The sequence below is a fragment of the Saccharibacillus kuerlensis DSM 22868 genome (assembly GCF_000378145.1).
Taxonomy (GTDB): domain Bacteria; phylum Bacillota; class Bacilli; order Paenibacillales; family Paenibacillaceae; genus Saccharibacillus; species Saccharibacillus kuerlensis.
On sequence record NZ_KB899289.1, the window covers coordinates 60,166 to 84,222 of the forward strand.

Here is a 24,057-nt window from a genome sequence, read left to right on the forward strand (position 1 = left end):
ATGGACTGGATCAATCTGCTGCTAATCATCGCTATTTTAGCCGGCATCTTGCTGTGGCTCCTTCTTATGCTTCGCAAAAATCCATCCGTTCGGGATATCCGCGAAATGGAATCGGAGCTGCTTACGATCGAGGCTCTGCAATCTTATACAACATCGGCAATCAATGAATTTACCAACGCAAACCTGCTGGATCTCGGTCTTTCGGCCGAAGAGTTCGAGCGTAGAAGAAACGTGGTTGCCGAGTTGAAAAGTTCGCTCAAGATGTGCAGCTCCGGAAGTTTGGCGGATAAAACTTACGTGAAGTCATTTATCACCGATCTGCTGCTGCGTGGAAACGTGATAACGGAAACGACGATTGACCGAGTACTGCCTTTCGGAGACGAACGTCGGCTAAGCGATCAAGACAAATTCGAAATTTTGCTGCACATTTACAAAATAGAGCATGGTGCGCAGGCTTTGAGTGTTTTGATCGAAAAATATCAATTGGCGGAATTAAAGTCGATTATCGAAAACGGCGAAACCGAGTCGTATATTATTACATCTGAAGAAATCTGCGAAATTTACAGCCGAGAAGCGCCCAGATTGTCGTTTGAGGATAAATTGCAAATTGTTGTCCAGCGTCTCTACCAGCAGTACAAAGGCTTTGGTCCAATTGATGAGGTGCGGGACCAGACGATCGACGGAGTGTCGGGTGGTGTATCGGGACTGCCGAGTGACATGCAGGAGACTGAACATGAGATCGAACTGATGCGTTCTATGCGGGAAAAGCGACCAAGAGGATGTGACAGCATCTGGATTTTTTATCGAGGCAAATCGATTAGGCTGGCTTTTCTTGGCTTTGGCAGCGACTTGGAACTTAAGCGGGTCTGCCAGAATATTTATAAATTTGGCAGCCCAGGGCAGTTATCCGAAGCGAAAGCTTATATGGTCAATGAAATGCAGGACGGATCGCGTGTCGTCGTTGTACGCCCCCCTTTTTCCGAAAGCTGGGCTTTCTTCGTTCGCAAGTTTGATCTGCCCAATCTCAGCTTGGAGCGTCTGTTGGCTTCCGATCGGGTTAGCGGCGCCGAGCTTCCGATGAAGATGCTGGATTATTTGATGAAGGGTGCTCAGGTCACGGCAGTAACGGGCGAGCAGGGTTCCGGTAAAACGACACTGCTGATGGCAATGGTCAAGTCGATTTACGGTACGTTCAATCTTCGGATTCAGGAACTGGCGTTTGAGCTGCATCTGCGCAGGTTGTATCCGGAACGCAATACTCTTGCTTTTCGCGAAACGGATAAGATCAGCGGCCAAGAAGGGTTGGATTTGCAGAAAAAGACGGATGGTACAGTCAATATTCTTGGCGAAGTGGCGACCGATCCGGTAGCAGCCTGGGCGGTACAAATGTCCCAAGTAGCAAGCAAATTCACCGTTTTCAGTCATCATGCCAAAACGATGAAGGATTTGATCTGGTCGCTGCGCAACTCGCTGCTCAAGACAGGAACGTTCCAGAACGAGAGAATTGCGGAGGAGCAGGTGGCGAGTGTGATCGCATTTGATGTCCACTTGGAAAAGGAGAGAGACGGAACCCGTTATATTGAGCGTTTGACCGAGTGTGTAGTGCTCGATCCGGACGAAGAATCTTTTGCTGAACTTGGACGCCGCCTGGAAGGGGATCTGGACGAAGCTTCCGCGCTAAACATTTTGGCACAGGCAAATTTGAACTACTATCGCCGGCTGACCGGACGAACATTCGAAGCGCGTAATATTATCGAATTCCGTGACGGTGTTTATGTTCCTGTTCACCGTCCTACTCCAAGGAAGGTAGAATTGATGGCCGGTAATATGTCGAGAGAAGACGCAGCGGATTTTCGGGCTTTTCTGGACCGGTACTGGGGGAGTGAAGCGACATGAACTTACAGCTGCTTATTGTCTTGGCGCTCATTTTGTACATTGTGCCCTTGGTGCTGTGGGTCATTTTAAAGCGGCGAAGAAATCACAGCGCAGTCGAAGAAGAGTCGATGATGAACTGGATGAGTCGTCAGCCGGGTATGAAAAAGGAAAATCCGGCTCTCAGCCGCTTCTATCAGCGTTCTTATGTCCGTTCCGCACAAATTCCGGTTTTTCGCAGCCAGGTACACCGGATCCGTCAGCGCTTGGCAGTTGTCAGTCCGTATGATGAGCTGACACTGCGCAAGGAAACGATGAAAATTACGTATGCGGTATTGTTGATCGTCATTGGGCTGATTTTAGCGCTTGCTCTGCTTGGGCGCAGCATACCGGTAGTACTGCTGGGGATGATCGGCTGTCTTGTACTCAATGGCATGCTGATCGATCTGTTCGTTCACCGTGTAGAAAACCGGCTGCTTAAGGACTTTCGGGATTTTCTTGAGGACAATCGGCACCAATTTCAGTCGGCAAGAATGGCGGATGAAGCCATTTACGAAGCTTCGCAGCTTGCCGGCCACGATATGAGGCTGCACGGAGAACGGATGCATGAGGTGCTAACTTCAAAAGATCCAGATCGCAGTCTTTCAGCCTACTATGAAGTAGCGCCGAACCGTTATCTCAAAGTATTTACCGGAATCGCACGGATGATTATGGAATACGGAGACAAGACGACGGCCAAAGGTTCCTTGTATCTGAATGCGATCGGCAAATTTGTACAGGACATCAACTTCGATCTGCTGCGGAGAAATCGTTTAAGTTATCAGCTCAACAGTCTTACGATTATTGCATTGATGCCGATCCTGCTGTCATTTCCGCTGCAGCGTTGGGCGGAGAAGTACTTTCCCATTATGGGAGAGTTCTATGAAGGACGGATTGGTATGGCTTCCAAGCTGATGCTGTATGCAGTAGCCGTTGCAGCCTATGTGCTGATTCGCAAACTTGCGGAGACGGAAGAGTCGCGATACATGCCAAAGTCCGGCGGAATTCGCTGGGAAAAGAAAATGTATGAATATCGTGCCGTACAATTCGTAGTCGACCGTTTTGTGCCCCGCAAAAATACCAAGGCCCATTACAGTCTGTCCAAGTTGATCAAGGAATCGAATTCACCGCTTATGATCGAATGGTTGACTTTGAGGCGGCTGCTGCTGGGGCTGATAGCGGCGCTGTTCGTCACAGGTATGTTTGTCTCTGCTCATGTCAATCAAGTACACCGGATTTGGAATGCACCGACTTACGTCAAAGGCGGGCTGATGATTGGGCGGATCGATGGAATTGAGAGACAGGAAGCCGAATGCAGAAGCGAGTTTGACCGACGGATCATGAACGAGATTCATGCGGGGAGAATGGGCTGGGAGGATACAGTGAGAAGTCTGGTTCGGGAGTCAGGCGGAACGACATTAAACGAAATTCAGCAAAACGAAGCCGCGATGCGTATCATCGAAAAGCTCGTTAAGGTGAACAGCGAATATTTGAGATGGTGGGAACTGCTGATTGCTGCCGCCGCCGGCACGGCCGCCTATTTTATTCCACTGGGCATCATGCGGTTCCAACGCCGGATTCGCGGTATGGAAATGCAAAACGAGGTCGATCAATTTAGGATGCTGATTTCAATTCTAAGCCAGTTCGATCGGATGAGCGTTCAAGTGATTTTGGAATGGATGGAACGGTTCGCAATTATTTTCAAACCGGCCCTTCAGCGCTGCCTGCTTGATTACGATGGAGGACCGGCCCGCGCTTTGGCTGCTCTTAAGAATGAAGCTCCGTTTCCTCCGTTTGTCAGACTGGTGGAACGACTAGAAAATGCGCTGGAACGCATCACGATCCTGGAAGCGTTCGACGATCTGGAAATGGAGCAGGAATATTACCGTGAACAAAAAAAGGAAACCATGGACCGGCTGATCGAGAGCAAGGCAAACTGGGGACGCGATATCGGATTTGCTCCTGTCATGTTTATGCTCGGCGCCTACATTATCGTTCCGTTCCTGTATGTATCGTTTATGCAAATGAGAGATTTGATCGCTCAATTAAGCCGAATTTAATTCATGTCTAATTAAAGGCAATGCAAGGTCAATTTAAAAACCACTCAAATTTAATTTAAAAGGGGAATGTTTATTATGGGAAGCAATGCAACTTCAGGTCTGAAACTGGCAGCGGGAATTTTTCTGACGCTTGCACTGATTACAACGGTTGTCGTTATTTTTATTTCTTCACAAGACGCAGCTAAGGAAGGGCAGACCCAATTTTCTACAATCCAGACGCAGCTGTCACAAACCAGATTTAACATTTACGAAAACACGACGCTGTCGGGCAGTCAAGTTATGAACGCTGTGCGTCAGTACAATAACGATGAGCAGTTCGGCGTATACGTTCAGACGGGCAAAGGCGGCACAACGTACTATGGTAGTCAGTTCAATCATACAACAGGGGTTATTACGGGTGAGGGAAAAAACAGCAATCTAAGCCCGGCTTTGAATGAAGCGGACAACAATTTTATCAACCCGTCCGGCAAGTTCAAATCATCGGTTGTACGTGATGCCAATAATATGGTTCGAGGTATTGTTTTCACACAAACGAAATAAACTTGAAGTCGTTCTCCACAGCGGTGGGGGACGACTGTTCAATTGGGGAGGTTTTACATGAGCAGTGCTAGAAGCTTTATGGTACTGGCCGCCGTTTTTCTGCTGTTTATCGGAGCATGCAGCTATGCGGCAGAAGTTGCACGTACGATCGAAGCGGGGGCGAGAATATCATACGCGCTCAACTCAGACCGTGACCGAAAAGTCAAAACGATGCTGAGCACTCCTGGGGAAGAACATTACTCAGGCGTCCAGGTCGCTTATATGATCCGGAACATTGCAGAAGACAAAATCAATATCGAAGTTAACGGAGTTCTCTATGTATATGGCTCGGATTATGAATCAATGGACCCCGCACAGATTGATTTAAACTTGACGTACCGAGCCGATTATTACAGAGACACTGACGGCAGCTTGAACAAAATTGTATTTAGGAGTTAAACCATGAAATACATAACCGGCATTTTCGCTGCTCTGCTGGCTGTGCTGCTGCTGTTTATGTATCCGCTGTACGAGCAGGCCAGAAGTCAGGATAAAATTGCGAATGCAATAGTACAGGGGGCGGCTACCCATTTTATCGATAGCGTACGCACTAAAGGATATATTACGCCGCAGATGTATGAAGAGTTCAATACAAAACTTGCTGCGACAGGTAATCAGTACGATGTACAGTTGGAGCACCTGCATAAGCGTTACAACCCTGACTACAATGACCCAGCCAACCCGTTAACGTTTCAAGGCAGCTTTACCACCTTTTACGACGGCTTTTACACCGAGCAGATATTGGCAGTGCTTTTTCCGGACAATGGACGTTCACCGGAAGATGCCGCTCGACGGTACACCATGGAGGTCGGCGATTATATTGGAGTTAAGCTGAAGAACGTTAATCGTACCGCTGCAGTTCAGCTCTGGGATTTCCTGATGAATGACAATACGGAAGAGAACGCGGCAGTTTTGATGAATTACGAAGGAATGATCCTCAATGAAGATTACTAGCTTCGCAATTATTTTCGTCATGATCTTCTTTCCGATTTTTCAAGTCGTTTCTATGCACCTTGAGGATCAAGACAAAGCGCTTGAACTGAGTCGACGCTATAGCTCGATTCTGAGATCGGCCGTACAAGACGCCGGTTATGTACTGAATGATACAACGGAGCAGGATTATCAGCCGGGATACGGTTCGAAGAAGTTTTTTCGCGCCAATAAAGAACGTGCAGTCGATACGTTTTACCGTTCGCTTGCTTTGAATTTCGGAGCGGCGGACGATCCGGTTGCTTTAGGTGCATTGGCTGGTTATATTCCCGCCATCGCAGTAATCGACTACGACGGTTATTACATTTATGCAACAGAGCCGTTTATCGATTCTGCGGGACAAGCTCAGCTGAAAGCCGTCTGGTCGCCGAAGAAGCCTTACGCTTACTCAGACATCTCTGGAAATACGATTCAATTTACACTCGACAGTTTTGTGAAAAGTTATGATCGACGAACAAATAGCTGGGTCCAAGGGTTTCGAGAAGAGATTGCAGCCAATACGGGTATGCCTCTTTTGCACGAGGCAGAAACATTCGAAAATGTACGCAGGCAAACAATCGTGAACGGTATTCAAAACGACCTGGCGTATGCAATCAATCGGCATAATCAATATGCGACCCGGTACGGAATCGACTACATATTTACACTGCCGCAAATTTCGGAAGAAGAATGGGACAACAGTATCAATGATATTGGAATAGCGGCTTTTTTACAGGGGATTCCGGTTGGCGACCAGGCTTATAACCATTATGCTTTTGGAGGAGGGCGACTGATTCGTACTAAAATGGTATATGGTTCGAGCGATCCGGTTAGCGGAATCAAATACTATTCTCGTTATGCCTTCGAACTTCCGGGGAAAATTGAAGAAACATTCGACAGCGAGAGAGAAGCAGCACGTTCAGGATATTTTCCCGTTCGACAGAATAAGCCGTAGACTGAAGGTTGGTTCCTCGGTAAGGAAAGACTTTTCGGCTTTATCGGAAAGCCTTTCCTCTTATCTATAGCAAACTGTAACGTTTTCAATTTTCATGACGTTTCTTCAAACTTTCCAGCAGCCCAAGCAGGTGTTTTTGCTGACTGGCATTCATTCGGCTGAATAGATCGAGCAGTTGACGTTCTTCTTCTTTTAGTGGATGTTCGAGCAGGTCGTCGACAGGAAGGAGTTCAGAGAGAGGGATGCCGAGCGCACGGCTCAGGCTGCTCAGTGTATTAAGTCTTGGCGAACGCCGGTTGCATTCGATATCGCTGATCGAGGATTGGGAAACATTAGCCTTCTGGGCAAGTTCAACAGAAGAGAGATGGCGCGATTTGCGCAAATAGCGGAGTTTGCTTCCGATGTCCATAGAAACCGCCTTTCCGTGACAGAAAATAAGTGCTGTAGAGGCATGGTATTTTTTATTGATGCAAAAAACCTGCCTGCAACTAGACTATATACCGAACAAGAGGTTAAGGTCTACGTATTCTTTTTCCATATCGAGGAAGAATGCAAAAATAATTTTCATAATTATTGTTGAACAAAACGCGCAAGCTTCCGCATAACGAGATATCCGGAAACTTGCGCGTTTTGTTTGAGATTCATTCCAAAGGTTTTGACATGAGCTTTGAAAGTTTTGATTCTGTTCGTTTGTTATTTTGCCGCCTAGGACTCAGTCTCGGCTTTGAATAACAAGCAGCAGGCCGCTTTCAATAGATACGACACCGGTTGATCCTGCGAGCTTGTTGCTGACAGCTAAAGATTGTCCCTGACGAAGTGTTGCGTTTTGCAGCGGATACTCGAACCCTTCCAGCGTTACGCCTCCGACTTCCATGGTAGCCGGAATAAGAGAAACATATGTAAATCCGCGGTCTATGACGGTCAGTTGACTACCCGTCAACTGAATATAATTGTTATGATCCCGGATTGTGCACACGACCTGGTGGCGAAGCGCCCGAATGAGCAGTTGGACATTGGCTAATGTATGATCCATCCGTCCTCCTGTTACGCCAAGCATAACAATCTCAGATGGCTGTTCATTCAGCGCCAATTCGAAGGCAAGTTCAGTGTCGGTATAATTTTTATCGACAGGGTCACAGGAATCTACCCGACCGCTGTTCGCTCGGATTCGTTCGGCATCGGCAGCAGATACCGAATCAAAGTCTCCGACAGCAATATCTGGACGAAGGCCGTGCTCGATCAGCATCAGCGCTCCACGATCCGCTCCAATTAACAGATCGCCGGTACGGATATATTCCAAGTAATCGTCGGTCCATAATCCTCCTGAAACAATAACAGCGCGTTTGGCTTTCAAGTAAACTCCTCCTCTCTCAATCAGAATGCAGCGGCAGGCGCTTGTAGGATATAGGCGTCGCACTGCTCTTCACAGCTACCAGTATACCGACGCCTATAAGGGCTTACAATGCATAAAATGGGCTTAAACTGTGTATTTCGTTAAATGCACCAAAATCGGCGCGTTGGAAGGTGATCAATGGGTTAAAAAATACATGAGTGCGTCCGGAAGTTCTTTCTGCCAAAATCCCCACAGATGTTTGCCCTCTTTTTCCGCGTAACGGACCGTCGCTCCACGGTCCAGCAGCAGATCGCGGGTGCGTCGGTTGAGGTCCACAAAATCGAATGTGCCATGATCCGTTTGATACTCGTTTTCTTGAAGCCCTACAATCATGTATATGTCGAGCCAATTCAGATCGGATTCACGGGCAATAATCGCTTGTGATTCTTCATAATAGGCGCCTGACAAACTGATGATGCGAGGGAATTCGCCGGGATACAGCAGAGAGAGATGAAGCGACATTGAACCACCGAGTGAATCACCGGCCAAGATCCGGTCGTCGCTGCGAGCGCGGTACTTTTGTTCAACGAACGGAATGATCTCTTCCATGATGCAGCGAACATAAGCTTGATGTAGGTTGCCGAAAGGTGCATACTCGGCAGTTCTTTTTTTAACATCAACTTCGATCCCGACGATAATAAACGGTTCTATCCCTTCATCGAGAATGAGCTGATTGGCATAGGTCGCAATTCGTCCGAAGTTGAAAAATTCCTCGCCATCTTGGCAATAAACGACTGGATAACTCAGCACTTCGTTGTATCCCGGCGGCAGGTAGATTCTTAAAGCTCTTTCTTCATTTAAGAAATTGCTTGTAATAACTTCTTTTACGATCGTGCGTTTAAGGTATCGGGAATCGGTCACGGAAACATCTCTCCTTTTATCAAATATGGTGGTCATTTTGCATACGCTTTACACGGCAGGCGCGAATGCGGTAAGATTGGGATTGTGCGAACGAAAAGACGTAAAGTGTTCGGATTCTCTTAATTGTTATACAAATATTATACCTCTGTTATATATACAAAAGAAGAAGAGTTTAAATAATTGTGCTCAATTTCTTTGACTATCGTATGAAACAGGTGTATAATAATGATATAACAGAGGGACATGATATTCAAATTTTTTATTGAGGTGAAAATAATGAGCAAGGTTCCTTATGAAGTATATACGGAAGAAGTCGAAGCTCTTTCCGTTCTCTCGCCAGATGGCGAAATCGTTAACGAAGCATTGATGCCAGACCTGACCGACGATCAACTGAAAGAAGTTATGCGTCGTATGGTATTTACCCGTACTTGGGATGAAAGAGCAATCAACTTGGGTCGTCAAGGCCGTCTTGGTTTCTATGCACCGGTATCCGGTCAAGAAGCGACGATGGTCGGCAGTGAGTTCGCTTTGCAAAAAGAAGATTTCGTATGTCCGGGTTATCGCGATATGCCGCAGCTCGTATGGCACGGTCTTCCATTGTATCAAGCTTTCCTGTACTCCCGTGGTCATCAACACGGCGGACAGATTCCGGAAGGCGTAAATGTTCTGATGCCACAGATTATCATCGGTGCACAGATTCTGCACGCGATGGGTATCGCTATGGGCTTCAAGCTCAAAAAACAAAAGCAAGTTGCCATTACTTATACAGGTGACGGCGGTTCTTCCGAAGGCGACTTCTACGAAGGTCTGAACTTTGCGGGCGTGTACAAACTGCCTGTAATCTTCTTCGTACAGAACAACGGTTATGCGATCACTACTCCATTCGCGAAGCAAACGGCTGCTATGTCGATCGCTCACAAAGCGATTGCTGCAGGTATCAAAGGCGTGAAGATCGACGGCATGGACGTTCTGGCTGTTATCAAAGCGGTTCAAGATGCTGCCGAGCGCGGACGCAACGGTGAAGGCGCGACCCTCATTGAAGCTCTGACTTACCGCTTCAAGCCGCACTCCTTGTCCGATGATACTTCGAAGTATCGTACAAAAGAAGAAGAAGGACAATGGAGCGAGAAAGACCCGCTTCACCGTCTGCAGAAGTACTTGGAGAAAAAAGGTCTCTGGTCTGCTGAAGATACAGAGCGCGTAAGAGCGGAAGCTAAAGAAACGGTAGCTGAGCAAATCAAGAAGGCGGAGAAAACAGAGAAAATGACTGTTGCCGGCCTGATCGATTCCATGTTCGAAACTACGCCTCAACATCTGGAAGAACAGAAAGCGGACTTCCAATAAAATAAAGATTCGGTGGAGCGCCTGGACCAGGACGCTCTTCCGATATCTTTTACCTGCACATAAATGAACGCTCATATAGCAGTATTCCATTGAACGTAACGTTAAGGAGGAAATGTAGCAATGGCACAAATGAATATGAAAGAAGCAATCCGCGACGCAATGCGCGTGGAACTCAAACGTGACCCTAACGTTCTGATCTTCGGCGAAGACGTAGGTAACGTCGGCGGCGTTTTCCGTGTAACGGAAGGTCTGCAAAAAGAATTCGGTGAAGAGCGCGTATTTGATACGCCGCTGGCTGAATCCGCAATCGGCGGTATGGCTGTCGGTCTGGGCGTACAAGGTTTCCGTCCGATCGCTGAAATCCAGTTCGTCGGCTTCATCTTTGAAGCTCTCGACCAAATGATCGTTCAAGCGGCGCGCATGCGTTACCGTTCGGGCGGCCGTTACAACTCCCCGATCGTATTCCGTACGCCTTTCGGCGGCGGCGTTAAAGCGGCGGAGCTGCACACCGATGCACTCGAAGGTCTGTTGGTACAAAGCCCGGGTATTAAAGTGGTTGTTCCTTCTAACCCTTACGATGCCAAAGGTCTGCTGATTGCCGCAATTCGTGATAACGATCCGGTCTTCTTCATGGAGCACCTTAACCTGTACCATGCATTCCGCGCAGAAGTGCCGGAAGGCGAATATACAGTAGAACTGGGTAAAGCAAACGTTGTTCGCGAAGGATCGGACGTAACGATTCTGACTTACGGCATGTGTGTACACACTTCTGTTAAAGCTGCTGATCAGCTTGAAAAAGAAGGTATCAAAGCCGAAGTTATCGACCTGCGTACGCTTAACCCGCTTGATATCGATACAATCGTAGCTTCGATCAAGAAAACGAACCGTGCGATCGTGGTTCAAGAAGCTCAAAAAACAGCCGGCGTAGCGGCAGAGGTTATCGCTCAGATTAACGAAAAAGCGATTCTTCACCTTGAAGCTCCGGTACTGCGTGTTACTCCTCCGGATACGGTTTACGCTTTCGCGCAAATCGAGGACGCATGGCTGCCGACTCCAGAACGCATCATTACGAACGTCAAAAAAGTTCTTGAGTTTTAATTGATAGATACCAGAAGGAGGTAGTGCAACGTGGCAAAATTTGAATACAAATTCCCAGAACTCGGCGAAGGTTTGCATGAAGGCGAAATCGTCAAAATGCACATCAAAGTCGGAGATAAAGTGACTGACGACGACGTGATCATGGAGGTCCAAAACGACAAGGCTGTCGTTGAAGTACCTTGCCCGGTCAACGGCACAGTACTGGAAGTTCGCGTAGGCGACGGCCAGACCTGTCATGTGGGCGAAGTTGTCGCTATCATTGATGCAGAAGGCGAACTGCCGGAAGGATCGGAACCGGAACCAGGCCCGCAAGCCGACGCAGCTCAAGAAAGCGACGCGCAAATCGGCGGCGTAGACACGACTTCTTCGCCGGCAACTGCAGACCCTTCGGCTTCGCAAGGATCTTCGCAGGCTTCGGGCGGCAACAAATTCGCTTACAAGTTCCCAGAACTTGGCGAAGGTCTGCATGAAGGCGAAATCGTTAAGATGCATATCAAAGTCGGAGACAAAGTAACCGACGATGATATCATTATGGAAGTACAAAACGACAAGGCGGTTGTCGAAGTACCTTGCCCGGTTAACGGTACAGTTGTTGAAGTTCGCGTAGCTGACGGTGAAACCCACCATGTAGGCGACATCGTGGCAATCATTGCTGTAGAAGGTGAAATGCCAGAAGGTTCGGAATCGATTGAAGAATCCGCTCCTGCGGCCGAAGCGAAAGCTCCGGTATCTGCCCCAGCAGCAGCTTCAACATCGGGTTCCAACCGCGAAGTTCTGGCGACTCCAAGCGTGCGTAAATTCGCTCGCGAAGAAGGCGTAGATCTGGGACAAGTTCAAGGTTCCGGCAAAAACGGAAAAATCAGCCGCGAAGATGTAGAAAACTTCAAGAAAAACGGCGGACAAGCTCCAGCTGCCGCAGCATCGGCTCCAGCCGAAACAGTCGCTCCGGCTGCTGCGAAATCGGAAGTTTCTGTGAAGGCTGCTGCTCCAGCTCCAGCTGTATCCGCATCTTCCGCTGCTGCCGACGAAGAGCGCGTACCGTTCAAAGGTATCCGCAAAGCGATTTCGAACGCAATGGTCAAATCGGCTTACACAGCTCCACACGTTACAATTATGGACGAAGTCGACGTAACCGAACTGGTTGCTTTCCGTACCCGCATGAAGCCACTTGCTGAGAAAAAAGGCATTAAAGTGACTTACCTGCCGTTCATCGTGAAAGCTCTGGTTGCAGCAGTACGCGAATTCCCAGCTCTGAACGCTTCCATCGACGAAGTGAACAACGAAATCGTCTACAAGAAGCACTATGATATCGGTATTGCAACAGATACGGAAAACGGTCTGATTGTACCGGTTGTCAAAGATGCTGACCGTAAGAGTGTATTCAAGATTGCGGAATCGATCAGTGATCTTGCAAAACGCGGCCGTGATGGCAAACTGTCCCCGAACGAGATGAGAGGCAGCACAATCTCCATCACGAACATCGGCTCGGCAGGCGGTATGTTCTTCACACCGATCATTAACTATCCGGAAGTTGCAATTCTTGGAACAGGCCGCATCAGCGAAAAAGCCATTGTAAGAAACGGCGAAATTGTAGCTGCTCCAATGATGGCCCTGTCCCTGAGCTTCGACCATCGTCTCATCGACGGCGCTACTGCACAAAACTGCATGAACTATCTTAAATCCCTGCTCGCTAATCCCGAGCTGATGGTAATGGAGGTATAAACATATGGTAGTAGGAGACGCTTCCCTGGATATTGACACATTGGTAATTGGTGCGGGACCTGGCGGCTATGTAGCCGCCATCCGTGCCGCTCAACTGGGACAACAGGTTCTGATCGTGGACAAAGCCGAACTCGGCGGTGTCTGCCTCAACCGTGGTTGTATCCCTTCGAAAGCTCTGATCTCGGCTGCGCACAGCTTCGAAAATGCTCAGCACGGCGAAGCTTTCGGTATTACGGCAAGCGATGTTAAAGTCGACTTTGCCAAGACTCAAGAGTTCAAAAACGGCGTTGTCAAAAAAATGACAAACGGCGTAAGCGGACTGCTGAAAGGCAACAATGTTCAAGTGTTCAACGGTGAATGTATGTTCATTAACGAAAACGAAGCTCGTGTCTTCAACGACTACGAAGCACCTCGTTACCGTTTCAAGAACTGCATCATCGCGACGGGTTCGCGCCCGATCGAACTGAAGCCTTTCCCGTTCGGTGGACGCATTCTGTCTTCGACCGAAGCACTGAACCTGCCTGAAATTCCAAAAAGCATGGTAGTAATCGGCGGCGGCTACATCGGAGCCGAGCTGGGTCAAATGTACGCGAAATTCGGCACGAAAGTGACGATTATCGAAGGTATGGATACCGTTCTGCCAGGCTTCGACAAAGATATGACTAACCTCGTTTCGAAGACCATGAAAAAAGATGGTATCGAAATTCACGCAAACGCCAAAGCCGAGAGCGCAACGCAAACGGACAAAGACGTGACAGTGAAGTTCTCTGTTGGCGGAGAAAGCAAAGAAATTACAGCTGATTACCTGCTGGTAACAGTAGGACGTCGTCCAAACACTGACGGCGAACTTGGTCTGGACATGATCGGCGTTGAGCTTGATGAGCGTGGTCTGGTTAAAGTTGACAATCAAGGTCGCACCAGCATTCCGCACATCTTCGCAATCGGCGACATCGTGCCTGGTCTGGCTTTGGCTCACAAAGCTTCTTATGAAGCTAAGGTTGCAGCTGAAGCAATTGCCGGACATCCGTCTGTTGTTGACTACAAGTGCATGCCTGCTGTGGTCTTCACAGATCCGGAATGTTCGAGTGTCGGCCTGACCGAAAAAGAAGCAAAAGAAAAAGGCTTCAAGGTTGTGGCTGGTAAGTTCAGCTACGGCGGTAACGGTCGTGCCGTATCGCTGAACCATCCTGAAGGCTTCGTGAAAATTGTTGCCGAAGAAGGCACTGGCGTCGTACTGGGCAGCCAAATTGTCGGTCTTGAAGCAACAAACATGATTGCTGAAATGGGTCTGGCTGTAGAAATGGGCGCAACCCTGGAAGATCTGGCACTGACAATCCACGCTCACCCAACATTGGGAGAAATCGTGATGGAAGCTGCTGAACTCGTTCTGGGCAACCCAATCCACGCACTTGCTCCAAAAAAACGTTAATTCAGTAACGATATAAGCTTTAAAGGGTGGGCGTTCACACGCCTGCCCTTTTTTTATACATATGACTATTCTTCATTATTCGCTTTTGTGATAAAATAATAAATTAAAACGACTATCAGCAGAACTACGATGAGGTGACTTTTTTGCGTAAATATTTAGATTTGCTTCAAGATGTTTTGGACAACGGTACAAAAAGAGAAGATCGTACCGGAACAGGAACAGTGTCGGTATTTGGCCGTCAGCTTCGCTTTGATCTCTCTGAAGGGTTCCCATTACTTACAACAAAAAAGCTGCATTTGAAATCGATTGTGCATGAATTGTTATGGTTCCTAAAGGGAGATACGAACGTACGTTATTTGCAGGAAAATGGTGTGCGGATCTGGAACGAATGGGCGGATGAAAACGGGGAATTAGGGCCGGTATACGGTTCGCAGTGGCGTGCCTGGGAAGCAGCAGACGGTCGCAAGATTGACCAAATCTCTGCAGTTATTGATTCGATCAAAAACAACCCGGATTCCCGTCGGCATATTGTCAGCGCTTGGAATGTAGCCGAGATTGATAATATGAAACTGCCCCCATGTCATCTGCTGTTTCAATTTTATGTAGCAGACGGCAAACTCTCCTGCATGCTGACAATGCGCTCGGTAGATACGTTCCTTGGACTGCCTTTCAACATTGCAAGCTATGCGCTTCTCACTCATATGATTGCTCAGCAGTGCGGATTGGAAGTTGGAGAGTTCATCTGGTCCGGCGGAGATGTGCATATTTACTCCAATCATATCGAACAAGTCAAAACGCAGCTTGAGCGCGAGCCGGGAGAGCTTCCTAGACTGAAAATTTTGCGTAAACCGGAATCCATTTTCGATTACCGTTATGAAGACTTTGAATTCGAAGGCTATGATCCGCAGCCGGGTATTAAGGCGCCAATCGCCGTATAAAGGAGGATCATATGCCGACCATTACTTTGATTTGGGCACAGGACGAGAATGGGCTGATCGGGCGGGACAATGGGCTGCCTTGGCGCATTCCCGCCGATATGGCTTATTTCAAGCGTGAGACGCTGGGCAAACCAATTATTATGGGCCGTAAGACATGGGAATCCTTCGGTTCCAAGCCGCTTAAAGACCGGCAAAATATTGTACTGACGCGAGATACTTCCTTTAAAGCGGATGGTGCGGAGGTCGTTCATTCCCCAGAGGATGCTGTGGCGGCAGCGGACGGAGAAGAAATTATGATCATTGGAGGATCACAGATTTACGAACTTTATCTTCCACTGGCTGATCGACTTCGAGTCACTAAGGTGCATGAGAATTTTCAGGGAGATGCGCATTTTCCGGAAGTCGATTGGTCGGTATGGAAACTTTCCGGTTCGGAAGAAGGCGTGCGTGATGAGAAGAACGTTTACCGTTATGTGTTTGAAGTTTACGAACGTTTCATGCCGTCTTTGTAAACGATATTCAGAAAATGCAAATTAAATTCCGCATAATCTATTTCAAATTACGAACGAATGATGATATTATGGTTGAAATATCTTGCTTGTGATAGAATAGAGAACAAAAAATGAGAACTTATGCGGATGGGGGAAACGTTCGATGTCTACACCTACTGGTTTTATGGAATATAAACGACAGCTGCCTGCGGATCGCAGTCCGCTTGAGCGCGTCAAGGATTGGGAAGAATTCCATAAGCATATGGCGGAGGAAGAACTGCGTACGCAGGGAGCAAGATGTATGGACTGCGGAACGCCATACTGCCATGTGGGCGTTAATATGACTGGCGGAACTTCCGGCTGTCCGGTGAATAACCTGATTCCGGAATGGAACAACCTCGTTTACCGCGGGTTGTGGAGAGAAGCGCTCGACCGCCTGCATAAGACAAATAACTTCCCGGAATTTACAGGAAGAATTTGTCCGGCTCCATGTGAAGGTTCTTGTACCGTAGGTCTTATCGGGGATCCGGTTACGATCAAAACGATTGAAGAAGCGATCATTGAGAAAGGCTTTTCAGAAGGCTGGGTTCAGCCAGAACCTCCGAAAAAACGCACAGGCAAAAAGGTAGCGGTAGTAGGTTCGGGTCCTGCAGGACTGGCCTGCGCGGCACAGCTGAATAAAGCGGGGCACTATGTAACCGTGTATGAACGTTCCGATCGTGTCGGCGGCCTGCTGACTTATGGAATTCCATCCATGAAGCTTGAAAAAAGTATCGTACAGCGCCGTGTAGACCTGCTGGCAGCTGAAGGCATTACCTTCGTCACTTCGACAGAAATCGGAAAAGATATTCCGGCTCAGCAGCTTACAGATGAATTTGACGCTGTTGTGCTTTGCGGCGGTGCAACAAAACCGCGTGAATTTAATATTGAAGGAAGCGATCTGAAAGGCGTACATTATGCTATGGACTTCCTCAATGGAACAATTAAGAGCTACCTGGATTCGAATCTGGAAGATGGCAATTACATTTCGGCAGCCGGCAAAGATGTGATTGTAATCGGCGGCGGAGATACCGGTTCCGACTGTGTAGCGACTTCCCTGCGTCACGGCTGCAGCAGTGTAACACAGTTCGGTACCCACAAGAAGGCACCGATGGAACGCGATCCGATTGCCAACCCATGGCCGCAGTTCCCGAATGTGTATACACTTGATTATGCCCAGGAAGAAGCAAAAGCCATCTTCGGCGACGATCCGCGCGAGTTTTCAATTATGACAACGAAATTTGTCGGTGACGAAGAAGGCAACCTTAAGGAACTGCACACCGTACAAATTCAGCGTATTGTTGATGAAAACGGCCGTAAAATTTACGCACCGGTTGAAGGCACCGAGAGAGTGTTCCCTGCTCAAATGGCATTGATTGCTATTGGGTTTGATGGTCCTGAGCAAACTCTGGCAGAGCAGTTGGGCTTGCAAACAGATCGTTGGACAAACGTCAAAGCAAAATACGGCGAGTACAAGACGAATTCCGAGAAAGTATTTGCTGCCGGCGATATGCGCCGCGGCCAGAGTTTGGTCGTTTGGGCAATTAACGAAGGTCGCGAAGCTGCTCGTGAAGTCGATAAGTTTCTTATGGGAGCAACGGTTCTTGCCTAATCGTCAACCGCTTGACGATGTTAGGATTGAATACTTTTACTGGGAGCCGCACAATATGTGCGGCTCTTTTGGTTCTAACTTAATAAATTATGGTCATATTATATTACATAAAGGTGAGGAATGATAGGTTTTATTTCTCTTTATCTTTTAAATGTTATTTAAAATGACATAAAAAGAACATAAAAAGAACATAAATAGAACATGAACAGAACACAGGAGATCTTTGTACATTTATTTTAAGCTTTTTACATAGAAAAGGAGCTTCTTTTCACCCTGTAGCGAAAAGCGTATCCTCATGATAAAATGAATATTCGGATATCGTTCGAAGAAACGTGGCCAGAAAGGCCGGGAGGAGGCTCTCGGCCTTTTGCTTGCTTATTCCTACAGGAGGAGATCAATTTGCAGCTTATTATAGCGGAGAAGCCCGATCAGGGAGCAAAGCTGGCGGCACCGTTTAAACATAAAAAAACGCAGGGGTATATCGAAATTGCCAAATGTTCCGCATTTCCGGACGGAGCTTATGTCAGTTGGGCGGTTGGACATATTTGCGAGCTTGTGCCGCCGGAAGAATACGATCCGGCCTACAAGCGCTGGAGCTTGGACAGCCTACCGATTTTGCCGGGCAAGTTCAAGCATCGCATTACTCCCTCGAAAGCCAAGCAGTTCAATTTGTTGAAAGATTTGCTGAAACGTCCCGAAGTCAAAGAAATCATTATTGCAAGTGACGCTGGGCGGGAAGGCGAATACATCGTACGTATCATTATCCAGCTTAGTGGAGTGAAAAAGCCGATGAAGCGGCTGTGGATTTCGTCTCTGACACCTCGAGCGGTAGAGCAGGGGTTTGCAAATCTCAAGGACGAAAGTGAAACACGCAATCTGTATTACGAAGCGGTCAGCCGTTCCTGCGCCGACTGGCTTGTCGGTATGAACGGTTCGCGCGTCTACTCGCTGCTGTTTCAGCGCCGCGGAGTTCAAGGTGTCTTTTCCACCGGTCGGGTGCAGAGTCCGACGCTGGCGCTGATTGTAGCGAGGGAGAAAGAGATTTCCAATTTCAATTCAGAGCCGTTTTGGGAAGTAAAAGCGCATTTTGCAATCGGTGCATCAGAGTATGAAGGAACCTGGTTTAATGGCGAAGAGACAAGGCTCAAGACGCCTCAAGAAGCGGAAGAAATTCGTGCCCGCTGCGAAGGCAAAAATGCGATTGTCGAATCGATTGAGACAGAGCGCAAAGAGTTTCAACCGCCGCAGCTATTCTCGTTGTCTTCACTTCAGGCTTCCGCTAACCAAATCTACAAATACTCGCCTCAGGATACACTTAGCGGTCTGCAGCAGCTGTATTTAGACGGTTATATCTCGTATCCGCGCTCGGACTCGTCGTACGTTACAGATGAGGAAGCCAAGCAGTTTCCCGATATTCTGAAAAAGTTGGAAGGGTTCAGCGAGTTAAAATCTTTTCTGCCGACGCCCAAGTCGACGCTGATTGGCAACAAACGTTACGTAAACGCCTCGAAAGTCGGAGATCACTATGCAATTATTCCGACCGAGCAGGTGCCTTCTCCGGGTAAGCTTCAGGGCATGCATCTCAATTTGTACCTGCTCGTTGCCAAGCGACTGATTGCCGCGCACGAAGAGAAGGCAATCATCGATTACACCAATCTCGTTACGCGGGTTGATGACCGTGATCCTTTTATGACCAAAGGCAAAGTGATTGTGCAGGAAGGTTGGCGCAAAGTGCTTTATGATCATACATCGAAAAAGAAAGCAAAAGGCACCAAGTCGGAGGATAAGAGCGGCAAAGAGGAAGATGAAGAGGATCTTACTGTACTCCCTCCGGTTAAGGAAGGAGATACCGGACAGGTTGCAGATGTTCAAGTCAAAGAAGGTAAGACCCAGCCGCCGAAGCGTTATACCGAAGGGCAATTGATTACTTTGATGAAAACGGCCGGCAAACATTTGGACAATGCGGAACTGGAAAAAGTACTGCAGCGAACGGAAGGGCTGGGTACAGAGGCTACCCGGGCTAATATTATTGGTGGGCTGAAAGATCGTCAATACATCGAAGTTCGCAAAAATATGGTCTATGCCACGAACAAAGGGACCGTGTTGATCGAAGCGTTAGGCGAAAGTGTGTTGGCTTCGGCAGAGATGACTGCAAAATGGGAGCAGCGTCTCAGTGAAATCGGACAAGGTCAGGAATCGCCGAAGGCATTCATGGAACAGGCCCAGCGGCTTGCCCAGAAAATTGTGTCCGATGCAGTAGCGGCTGAGAAAGGTTGGTCGTTCACGGTAGAGCTGCCGAGCAGCGAAGAACGTCCGGCCTATGGGCGTGGGCAGAAAAGCGGTGAAGCGGGAGGAGGAAATCGGAGCGGATCTCCGGAACTGGGTGCATGTCCGATCTGCGGTCAGCCGGTCGTTGACAAGAAAAAAATGTACGGCTGTACCGGTTATCCAAGCTGTACCTTCACTTTATCCAAAAAAATCCTCGGCAAAGACATCTCGGAAACACAAATCAAGCGGCTGCTCGATAAAGGCCAGACATTGACGCTCAAAGGGTTTAAAAAGGGCGAGAAGACCTTTGATGCGGCACTGGCTTGGAATGCGGAGCAGAAAAAGCTTGATTTCCTGTTTGCGGATCGGACATCCAAGACCGAAAAAACGAAGCAGGGTTCCTAAAAGTAAGATGTCTAAGAGCAGGGTTTATAAAACGAGATACGAAAAACGGCAGCGGATTGCCTATCAAAAAAACGGACCCGGTTAGAGGGTCCGTTTTTGGAAAGAGGCACGGGCATGACGGTTGATGAGCTCCGGAACTTCGGTAAGCTTGAAAATCGTATGCAGCGTGCCTTGGGAGGATTCATTCAGTTCAATCATGTTATAAGCCCATTCGCGTTCCTGCCTTAAATAAACGGCGTTGATACCGGCATTGAGCGCAGGTGCGATATCGGTCCGCAGCGAGTTGCCGATCATCCAAGTCGATTCGCGAGGCAGTGACTTGGCTTGGAGAATGCCTTCAAGCGCCTGTACATTTTTGTGCTGACGAATGAAGATGTCGGAACCGAAATAAGAGCTGAGCTTCATTTGGTCGATTTTGCGTTGTTGAATTTTGTCTTCGCCGCCCGTATACAGATACAGAGCATGCCCTTCACTTTGAAGCTGCTCCAGCGTATCGACCATGCCGGGATAGGGTTCGACTTCGTGATCATAGACGCTGAGTCCAAGCTTCATTAAAAAAGCTTCTTCCGCACTGCTGCCGATTCGCTCGTATTGAGCAGAGAAGTGGCGATAAGTCGCGATTAGAGATTCGGGAAAATGATGGCTTGCAAATCCGACGACATGAACACCGGCGATATCGATCTCCAGCTGCTTGGCGCGGATCTGTTCCTCATGAAGTCCGTTATTTGAAAACCAGTCTGTCATCCGTCCGACAAATTCGTCCAAGATACGATCGAAATACTTGTTGCAGTAGACGAGCGTGTCGTCCAGGTCAAAAATGAGATGTTGTTTGCTGTTGCCCGTCACGTGAAGTCCACTCCTTCGAATATCCTGAAGGGGCTCGGTCCGGCAGTTTGGAAAATTCAATCGACTTGGTCAAAGGCGAAGATACGATTCCAGAAACATTTGCAGTTCCGATGCCCCGTCGGGACGTATACTGAATTTTTCATTTGATTGTTCGCCGATATGGGTGCGCAGCAGTCCGGCGGTACGCAGAAGAACCATATGGTGCTTAAGCGCTTCGGCAGGTTGTCCGAGATCCCGTTCCATCTCCAGCAGGGAGCGAGGATGATCGGCGACGTAACGCAGCAGCTTGAGGCGGTCGGGGACTGCCAATGCACGGGTCATCCGCAGCAGCACAGTTGGAGGCTCGTCTTCGTCAGGCTCCGGCGCATCGATCGGATATTGAATGAGCAGTACATTTTGATAGAAACAGTACGTGTTCATCGGTCGATTGTGTACGGTCGGAAAGAGAATGACCGTCTTCAAATCGAGCGGTGTTTCGACCACTAGGCCTCCCGATGCGTATTCGACCAAAGCGCTGGCATCCATCTTGAGCAGCAGTTCCCGTTTCTCGGCTGCATCTTCTTCGATCAACGGCAGGATGGAATCTCGGATATTTTTGAAGTAGTAAGTATACCATGTTTTCAGCAGCGGAGTATAATCGCGCTGAATACGGTACATATCCTCTTTTGTCAGCAGAGGGAGCTGTGCAGACACGAGTTCCAGCAGGTGTTCTGCCGGTTCGGAGAGAAGGCGGTCGAGGAAGAGGGGAATATCTTCATCCGCTTCGCGTTCGATCACCAGGGCATACAGTGCATCGAAGTCGACAAAGGGCCATTCGGCCGCTTCAGCAAAGCGTTTCCGCATCTCAGGTGGCATGCTCGCTTCCGCTTGTGCAGACCATTCTGCACCAATGTCAAGATTTGGCAGCCATTTTTTTGTGATATGAACCATAAAGCTGCCGAGCAGTTCATAAATTTCCGATACATCGATCTTTACTTCATAATTGTTCAATCCATGACCTCCTATGCCCAACATCGTCTGCCTATTGAACATATTATGTATGTTTTCGCATGAACTTGTCCACTACTATGTAAGGCATTGCGGCGCAGAAGCGCTGCGTGTCTGTGAAAGGAAGGAAATTCCGTTGTCTGCACGTTCTTCGTTTTCCTATTACATTCTGCTAGGCATTGTGGTTATGGCGGGATTGAGTCAAGGCCTGCTTCTGCCGCTGCTGTCAATTTTGCTTGAGCAGCAGGGCGTTTCCGCTTCCGTCAACGGTATGAACTCAGCGGCGCTGTATATCGGTTCGTTTGCCATGACGCTGATCGCAGAGCGCTTGGTTGGCGTAGTTGGTTTCAAAAAACTGCTCATCGGCGGCCTGTTAATGGTTATGATCGCCCTCCCTTTATTCCCGTTAATTCCGAGTATCGGCATTTGGTTCGTACTGCGGCTAATTGTCGGAGCAGGAGACAGTGCGCTCAATTACGTGGCCCAGCTCTGGATCCTGCTTGTAACACCGGCAGAGAAGCGGGGGAGGAATCTGTCGCTTTACGGAATGTCGTACGGTATCGGATTCAGCGTTGGACCGCTCGGAATTGGATTGGTCAATTACGGTGAGTATGTTCCGTTTGTTCTGCTGGCCTTTCTGTTCCTGCTTGTGCTAATTTTCGTGATACGCTTTCTGCCTGAGTATCGGCCGGAACGTGAAGCGCAGCATTCCCGCGGATTTGCACGCTTCCCGCGGATTTACCGCTTCGCTTGGTTTGCGTTGATTCCCGCCTTCCTCTACGGTTATATGGAAGCTTCGTTAAACGGGAATTTCCCTGTTTATGCGCTGCGCACCGGCTTGTCAACGGAAAACATTGCCCTGCTGCTGCTGTGCACGGGGATTGGCGGACTTATTCTGCAGCTTCCTCTGGGTATGCTGAGCGACAGAGTCGGACGTCGTCCGATCTTGATTATGGCCGGAATTTGCGGAGGTCTGCTGTTTGCGCTCGTTCCGATGGCCGGAACCAATCTGTGGGCCAATATTGCGCTGTTCCTGGCTGCCGGCGGACTCGTTGGATCGTTCTACTCTCTGGGTATGGCTTACGCTGCGGATATTCTTCCTAAAGGGCTTATTCCGTCGGCCAACGTCATCGCTTCATTCCATTTCAGTATCGGAAGCATGGCCGGCCCGGGTATAGGAGGATACAGCATGCAGCATGGCTCACCGTTTCTGCTGTTCTGGATTATGGGCGGAGCTTATATATGCTTTGGATTGATGGGGTTCTTTTTCCGAGGAGAAACATCTAAAAATATCGAGAAAAACAACGTCTGACGTGGCAATGAGCAATCGTTTCGATGTACACTAGAGAAGTGAAGTTTACCAAGTCAGGGGAGTCGGATGGCGTATGATCAAGGTGAGAGGCTTGAGAAAGACGGTAAGCAGCGACAAGGTACCCGTACTGAAAGGCATAGACTTCGATCTGGTGCGAGGGGAATTTGTTGCGATTGTAGGACCGAGCGGCAGTGGGAAAAGCATGCTGCTGCGCTGTCTGGCGCTGCGGGAAAATTGGGACGGCGGCACATTCGTCGTAGACGATATTGACGTATTCAAAGCCGGATGGTCGGGTAAAATGCGAATCCGCAGAGAATGGGCTTACCTGCAGCAGAATCCGGATCTTGATCCGAACCGGACAGCGCTGAAAAATGTCCTGATCGGTCAAGTCGGTCAAACTCCGGCATGGCGGCGAATTACCGGGATGGTGCGTACAGACGACTACATGGGTGCGATGGATATGATTGAATCGTTCGGGTTGTTGGATAAGGCCAAGCTTAAAGCGGGCAGCTTGAGCGGCGGCGAAAGGCAGCGTATTGCGACAGCTCGCGCTCTGGCGCACGGCGCAAACGTTCTGCTCGCCGACGAACCGGTCATCGGATTGGATCCGCAAACGGCTGACAGCGTGCTCGGTATGCTCAAAAATCTGTGTGAGACTCAGGAAACAACTGTTGTAGCGGTTCTTCCGATCGAGCTTGCGGAGAAGCACGCGCATCGTATATGGGGAATGGACGGCGGTAAGATTGTGCTGGATATTCGCGGACGACGCCTAACGTCGGCGGAAAAAAGCTGGCTGTAAAAGCTTGGCGGCACCAATGAAACAGCTCCGATATTTGGC

General features: G+C 48.6%; 21 protein-coding genes. 16 read left to right on the plus strand and 5 right to left on the minus strand.

The window, feature by feature from the left end:
* The 6 genes from F456_RS0113885 (at window position 1) to F456_RS0113910 (ending at window position 6,474) form a co-directional block, all read left to right on the plus strand.
* Window positions 1-1,896: an ATPase, T2SS/T4P/T4SS family gene (locus F456_RS0113885; protein ID WP_018977651.1), complete on the plus strand. Its 1,896-nt coding sequence runs from the start codon at window positions 1-3 to the stop codon at window positions 1,894-1,896.
* A complete protein-coding gene (locus F456_RS0113890) occupies window positions 1,893-3,971 on the plus strand; it encodes a hypothetical protein (RefSeq protein WP_018977652.1) in 2,079 nt (692 codons plus the stop codon). Before F456_RS0113885 ends, F456_RS0113890 begins: the two co-directional genes overlap by 4 nt.
* A 75-nt stretch (window positions 3,972-4,046) precedes the next feature.
* Window positions 4,047-4,511 carry a hypothetical protein gene (locus F456_RS0113895; protein WP_018977653.1) on the plus strand — a complete coding sequence of 155 codons (465 nt, stop codon included), beginning with the start codon at window positions 4,047-4,049 and terminating at the stop codon, window positions 4,509-4,511.
* 57 nt (window positions 4,512-4,568) lie between these two features.
* A complete protein-coding gene (locus F456_RS0113900; RefSeq protein WP_018977654.1) occupies window positions 4,569-4,949 on the plus strand; it encodes a hypothetical protein in 381 nt (126 codons plus the stop codon).
* 3 nt (window positions 4,950-4,952) lie between these two features.
* The gene (locus F456_RS0113905; protein WP_018977655.1) at window positions 4,953-5,504 is read left to right on the plus strand and encodes a hypothetical protein; all 552 of its coding nucleotides are present in this window, start codon (window positions 4,953-4,955) and stop codon (window positions 5,502-5,504) included.
* Window positions 5,491-6,474: a hypothetical protein gene (locus F456_RS0113910; RefSeq protein ID WP_018977656.1), complete on the plus strand. Its 984-nt coding sequence runs from the start codon at window positions 5,491-5,493 to the stop codon at window positions 6,472-6,474. Before F456_RS0113905 ends, F456_RS0113910 begins: the two co-directional genes overlap by 14 nt.
* 85 nt (window positions 6,475-6,559) lie before the next feature.
* On the opposite strand, the gene F456_RS23675 is transcribed toward F456_RS0113910, so the two are convergent.
* From F456_RS23675 to F456_RS0113925, 3 genes are all read right to left on the minus strand, one after another.
* Window positions 6,560-6,883 (minus strand): helix-turn-helix domain-containing protein, encoded by a 324-nt coding sequence (locus tag F456_RS23675; RefSeq protein WP_018977657.1) that lies wholly within the window; start codon window positions 6,881-6,883, stop codon window positions 6,560-6,562.
* Between the two features lie 303 nt (window positions 6,884-7,186).
* Window positions 7,187-7,828: a thiamine diphosphokinase gene (locus F456_RS0113920; protein WP_018977658.1), complete on the minus strand. Its 642-nt coding sequence runs from the start codon at window positions 7,826-7,828 to the stop codon at window positions 7,187-7,189.
* Window positions 7,829-8,002: 174 nt separating this feature from the next.
* Window positions 8,003-8,728 carry an alpha/beta hydrolase gene (locus tag F456_RS0113925; protein ID WP_018977659.1) on the minus strand — a complete coding sequence of 242 codons (726 nt, stop codon included), beginning with the start codon at window positions 8,726-8,728 and terminating at the stop codon, window positions 8,003-8,005.
* 276 nt (window positions 8,729-9,004) lie between these two features.
* Between F456_RS0113925 and pdhA the strand changes: the two genes are divergently transcribed.
* The 8 genes from pdhA to F456_RS0113965 all read left to right on the plus strand — a co-directional run bounded on the left by pdhA (window position 9,005) and on the right by F456_RS0113965 (window position 20,074).
* The gene (pdhA, locus tag F456_RS0113930; RefSeq protein ID WP_018977660.1) at window positions 9,005-10,072 is read left to right on the plus strand and encodes a pyruvate dehydrogenase (acetyl-transferring) E1 component subunit alpha; all 1,068 of its coding nucleotides are present in this window, start codon (window positions 9,005-9,007) and stop codon (window positions 10,070-10,072) included.
* Between the two features lie 120 nt (window positions 10,073-10,192).
* The gene (locus F456_RS0113935; RefSeq protein WP_018977661.1) at window positions 10,193-11,170 is read left to right on the plus strand and encodes an alpha-ketoacid dehydrogenase subunit beta; all 978 of its coding nucleotides are present in this window, start codon (window positions 10,193-10,195) and stop codon (window positions 11,168-11,170) included.
* Window positions 11,171-11,200: 30 nt separating this feature from the next.
* On the plus strand, window positions 11,201-12,892 hold the full coding sequence (locus tag F456_RS0113940; RefSeq protein ID WP_018977662.1) for a 2-oxo acid dehydrogenase subunit E2: 1,692 nt from the start codon (window positions 11,201-11,203) through the stop codon (window positions 12,890-12,892).
* A gap of 4 nt (window positions 12,893-12,896) precedes the next feature.
* A complete protein-coding gene (lpdA, locus tag F456_RS0113945; RefSeq protein ID WP_018977663.1) occupies window positions 12,897-14,321 on the plus strand; it encodes a dihydrolipoyl dehydrogenase in 1,425 nt (474 codons plus the stop codon).
* Between the two features lie 143 nt (window positions 14,322-14,464).
* Window positions 14,465-15,259 (plus strand): thymidylate synthase, encoded by a 795-nt coding sequence (gene thyA / locus F456_RS0113950; protein WP_018977664.1) that lies wholly within the window; start codon window positions 14,465-14,467, stop codon window positions 15,257-15,259.
* A gap of 11 nt (window positions 15,260-15,270) precedes the next feature.
* Window positions 15,271-15,771 carry a dihydrofolate reductase gene (locus F456_RS0113955; RefSeq protein WP_018977665.1) on the plus strand — a complete coding sequence of 167 codons (501 nt, stop codon included), beginning with the start codon at window positions 15,271-15,273 and terminating at the stop codon, window positions 15,769-15,771.
* A 142-nt stretch (window positions 15,772-15,913) separates the two neighbouring features.
* Window positions 15,914-17,401, plus strand: a complete 1,488-nt coding sequence (locus tag F456_RS0113960; protein ID WP_018977666.1) for a glutamate synthase subunit beta — start codon at window positions 15,914-15,916, stop codon at window positions 17,399-17,401.
* A 399-nt stretch (window positions 17,402-17,800) separates the two neighbouring features.
* Window positions 17,801-20,074 (plus strand): DNA topoisomerase III, encoded by a 2,274-nt coding sequence (locus tag F456_RS0113965; RefSeq protein WP_018977667.1) that lies wholly within the window; start codon window positions 17,801-17,803, stop codon window positions 20,072-20,074.
* Between the two features lie 81 nt (window positions 20,075-20,155).
* Here F456_RS0113965 and F456_RS0113970 read toward each other — a convergent pair whose 3' ends face one another.
* Window positions 20,156-20,920 carry an HAD family hydrolase gene (locus F456_RS0113970; protein WP_018977668.1) on the minus strand — a complete coding sequence of 255 codons (765 nt, stop codon included), beginning with the start codon at window positions 20,918-20,920 and terminating at the stop codon, window positions 20,156-20,158.
* A gap of 69 nt (window positions 20,921-20,989) precedes the next feature.
* On the minus strand, window positions 20,990-21,850 hold the full coding sequence (locus F456_RS0113975; protein ID WP_229675752.1) for an ArsR family transcriptional regulator: 861 nt from the start codon (window positions 21,848-21,850) through the stop codon (window positions 20,990-20,992).
* A 193-nt stretch (window positions 21,851-22,043) separates the two neighbouring features.
* On the opposite strand from F456_RS0113975, the gene F456_RS0113980 reads away from it, so the two are divergent.
* Both F456_RS0113980 and F456_RS0113985 read left to right on the plus strand, forming a co-directional pair.
* Window positions 22,044-23,219 (plus strand): MFS transporter, encoded by a 1,176-nt coding sequence (locus tag F456_RS0113980; protein WP_018977670.1) that lies wholly within the window; start codon window positions 22,044-22,046, stop codon window positions 23,217-23,219.
* Between the two features lie 73 nt (window positions 23,220-23,292).
* Window positions 23,293-24,018 carry a phosphonate ABC transporter ATP-binding protein gene (locus F456_RS0113985; protein WP_018977671.1) on the plus strand — a complete coding sequence of 242 codons (726 nt, stop codon included), beginning with the start codon at window positions 23,293-23,295 and terminating at the stop codon, window positions 24,016-24,018.
* Window positions 24,019-24,057: the final 39 nt, after the last annotated feature.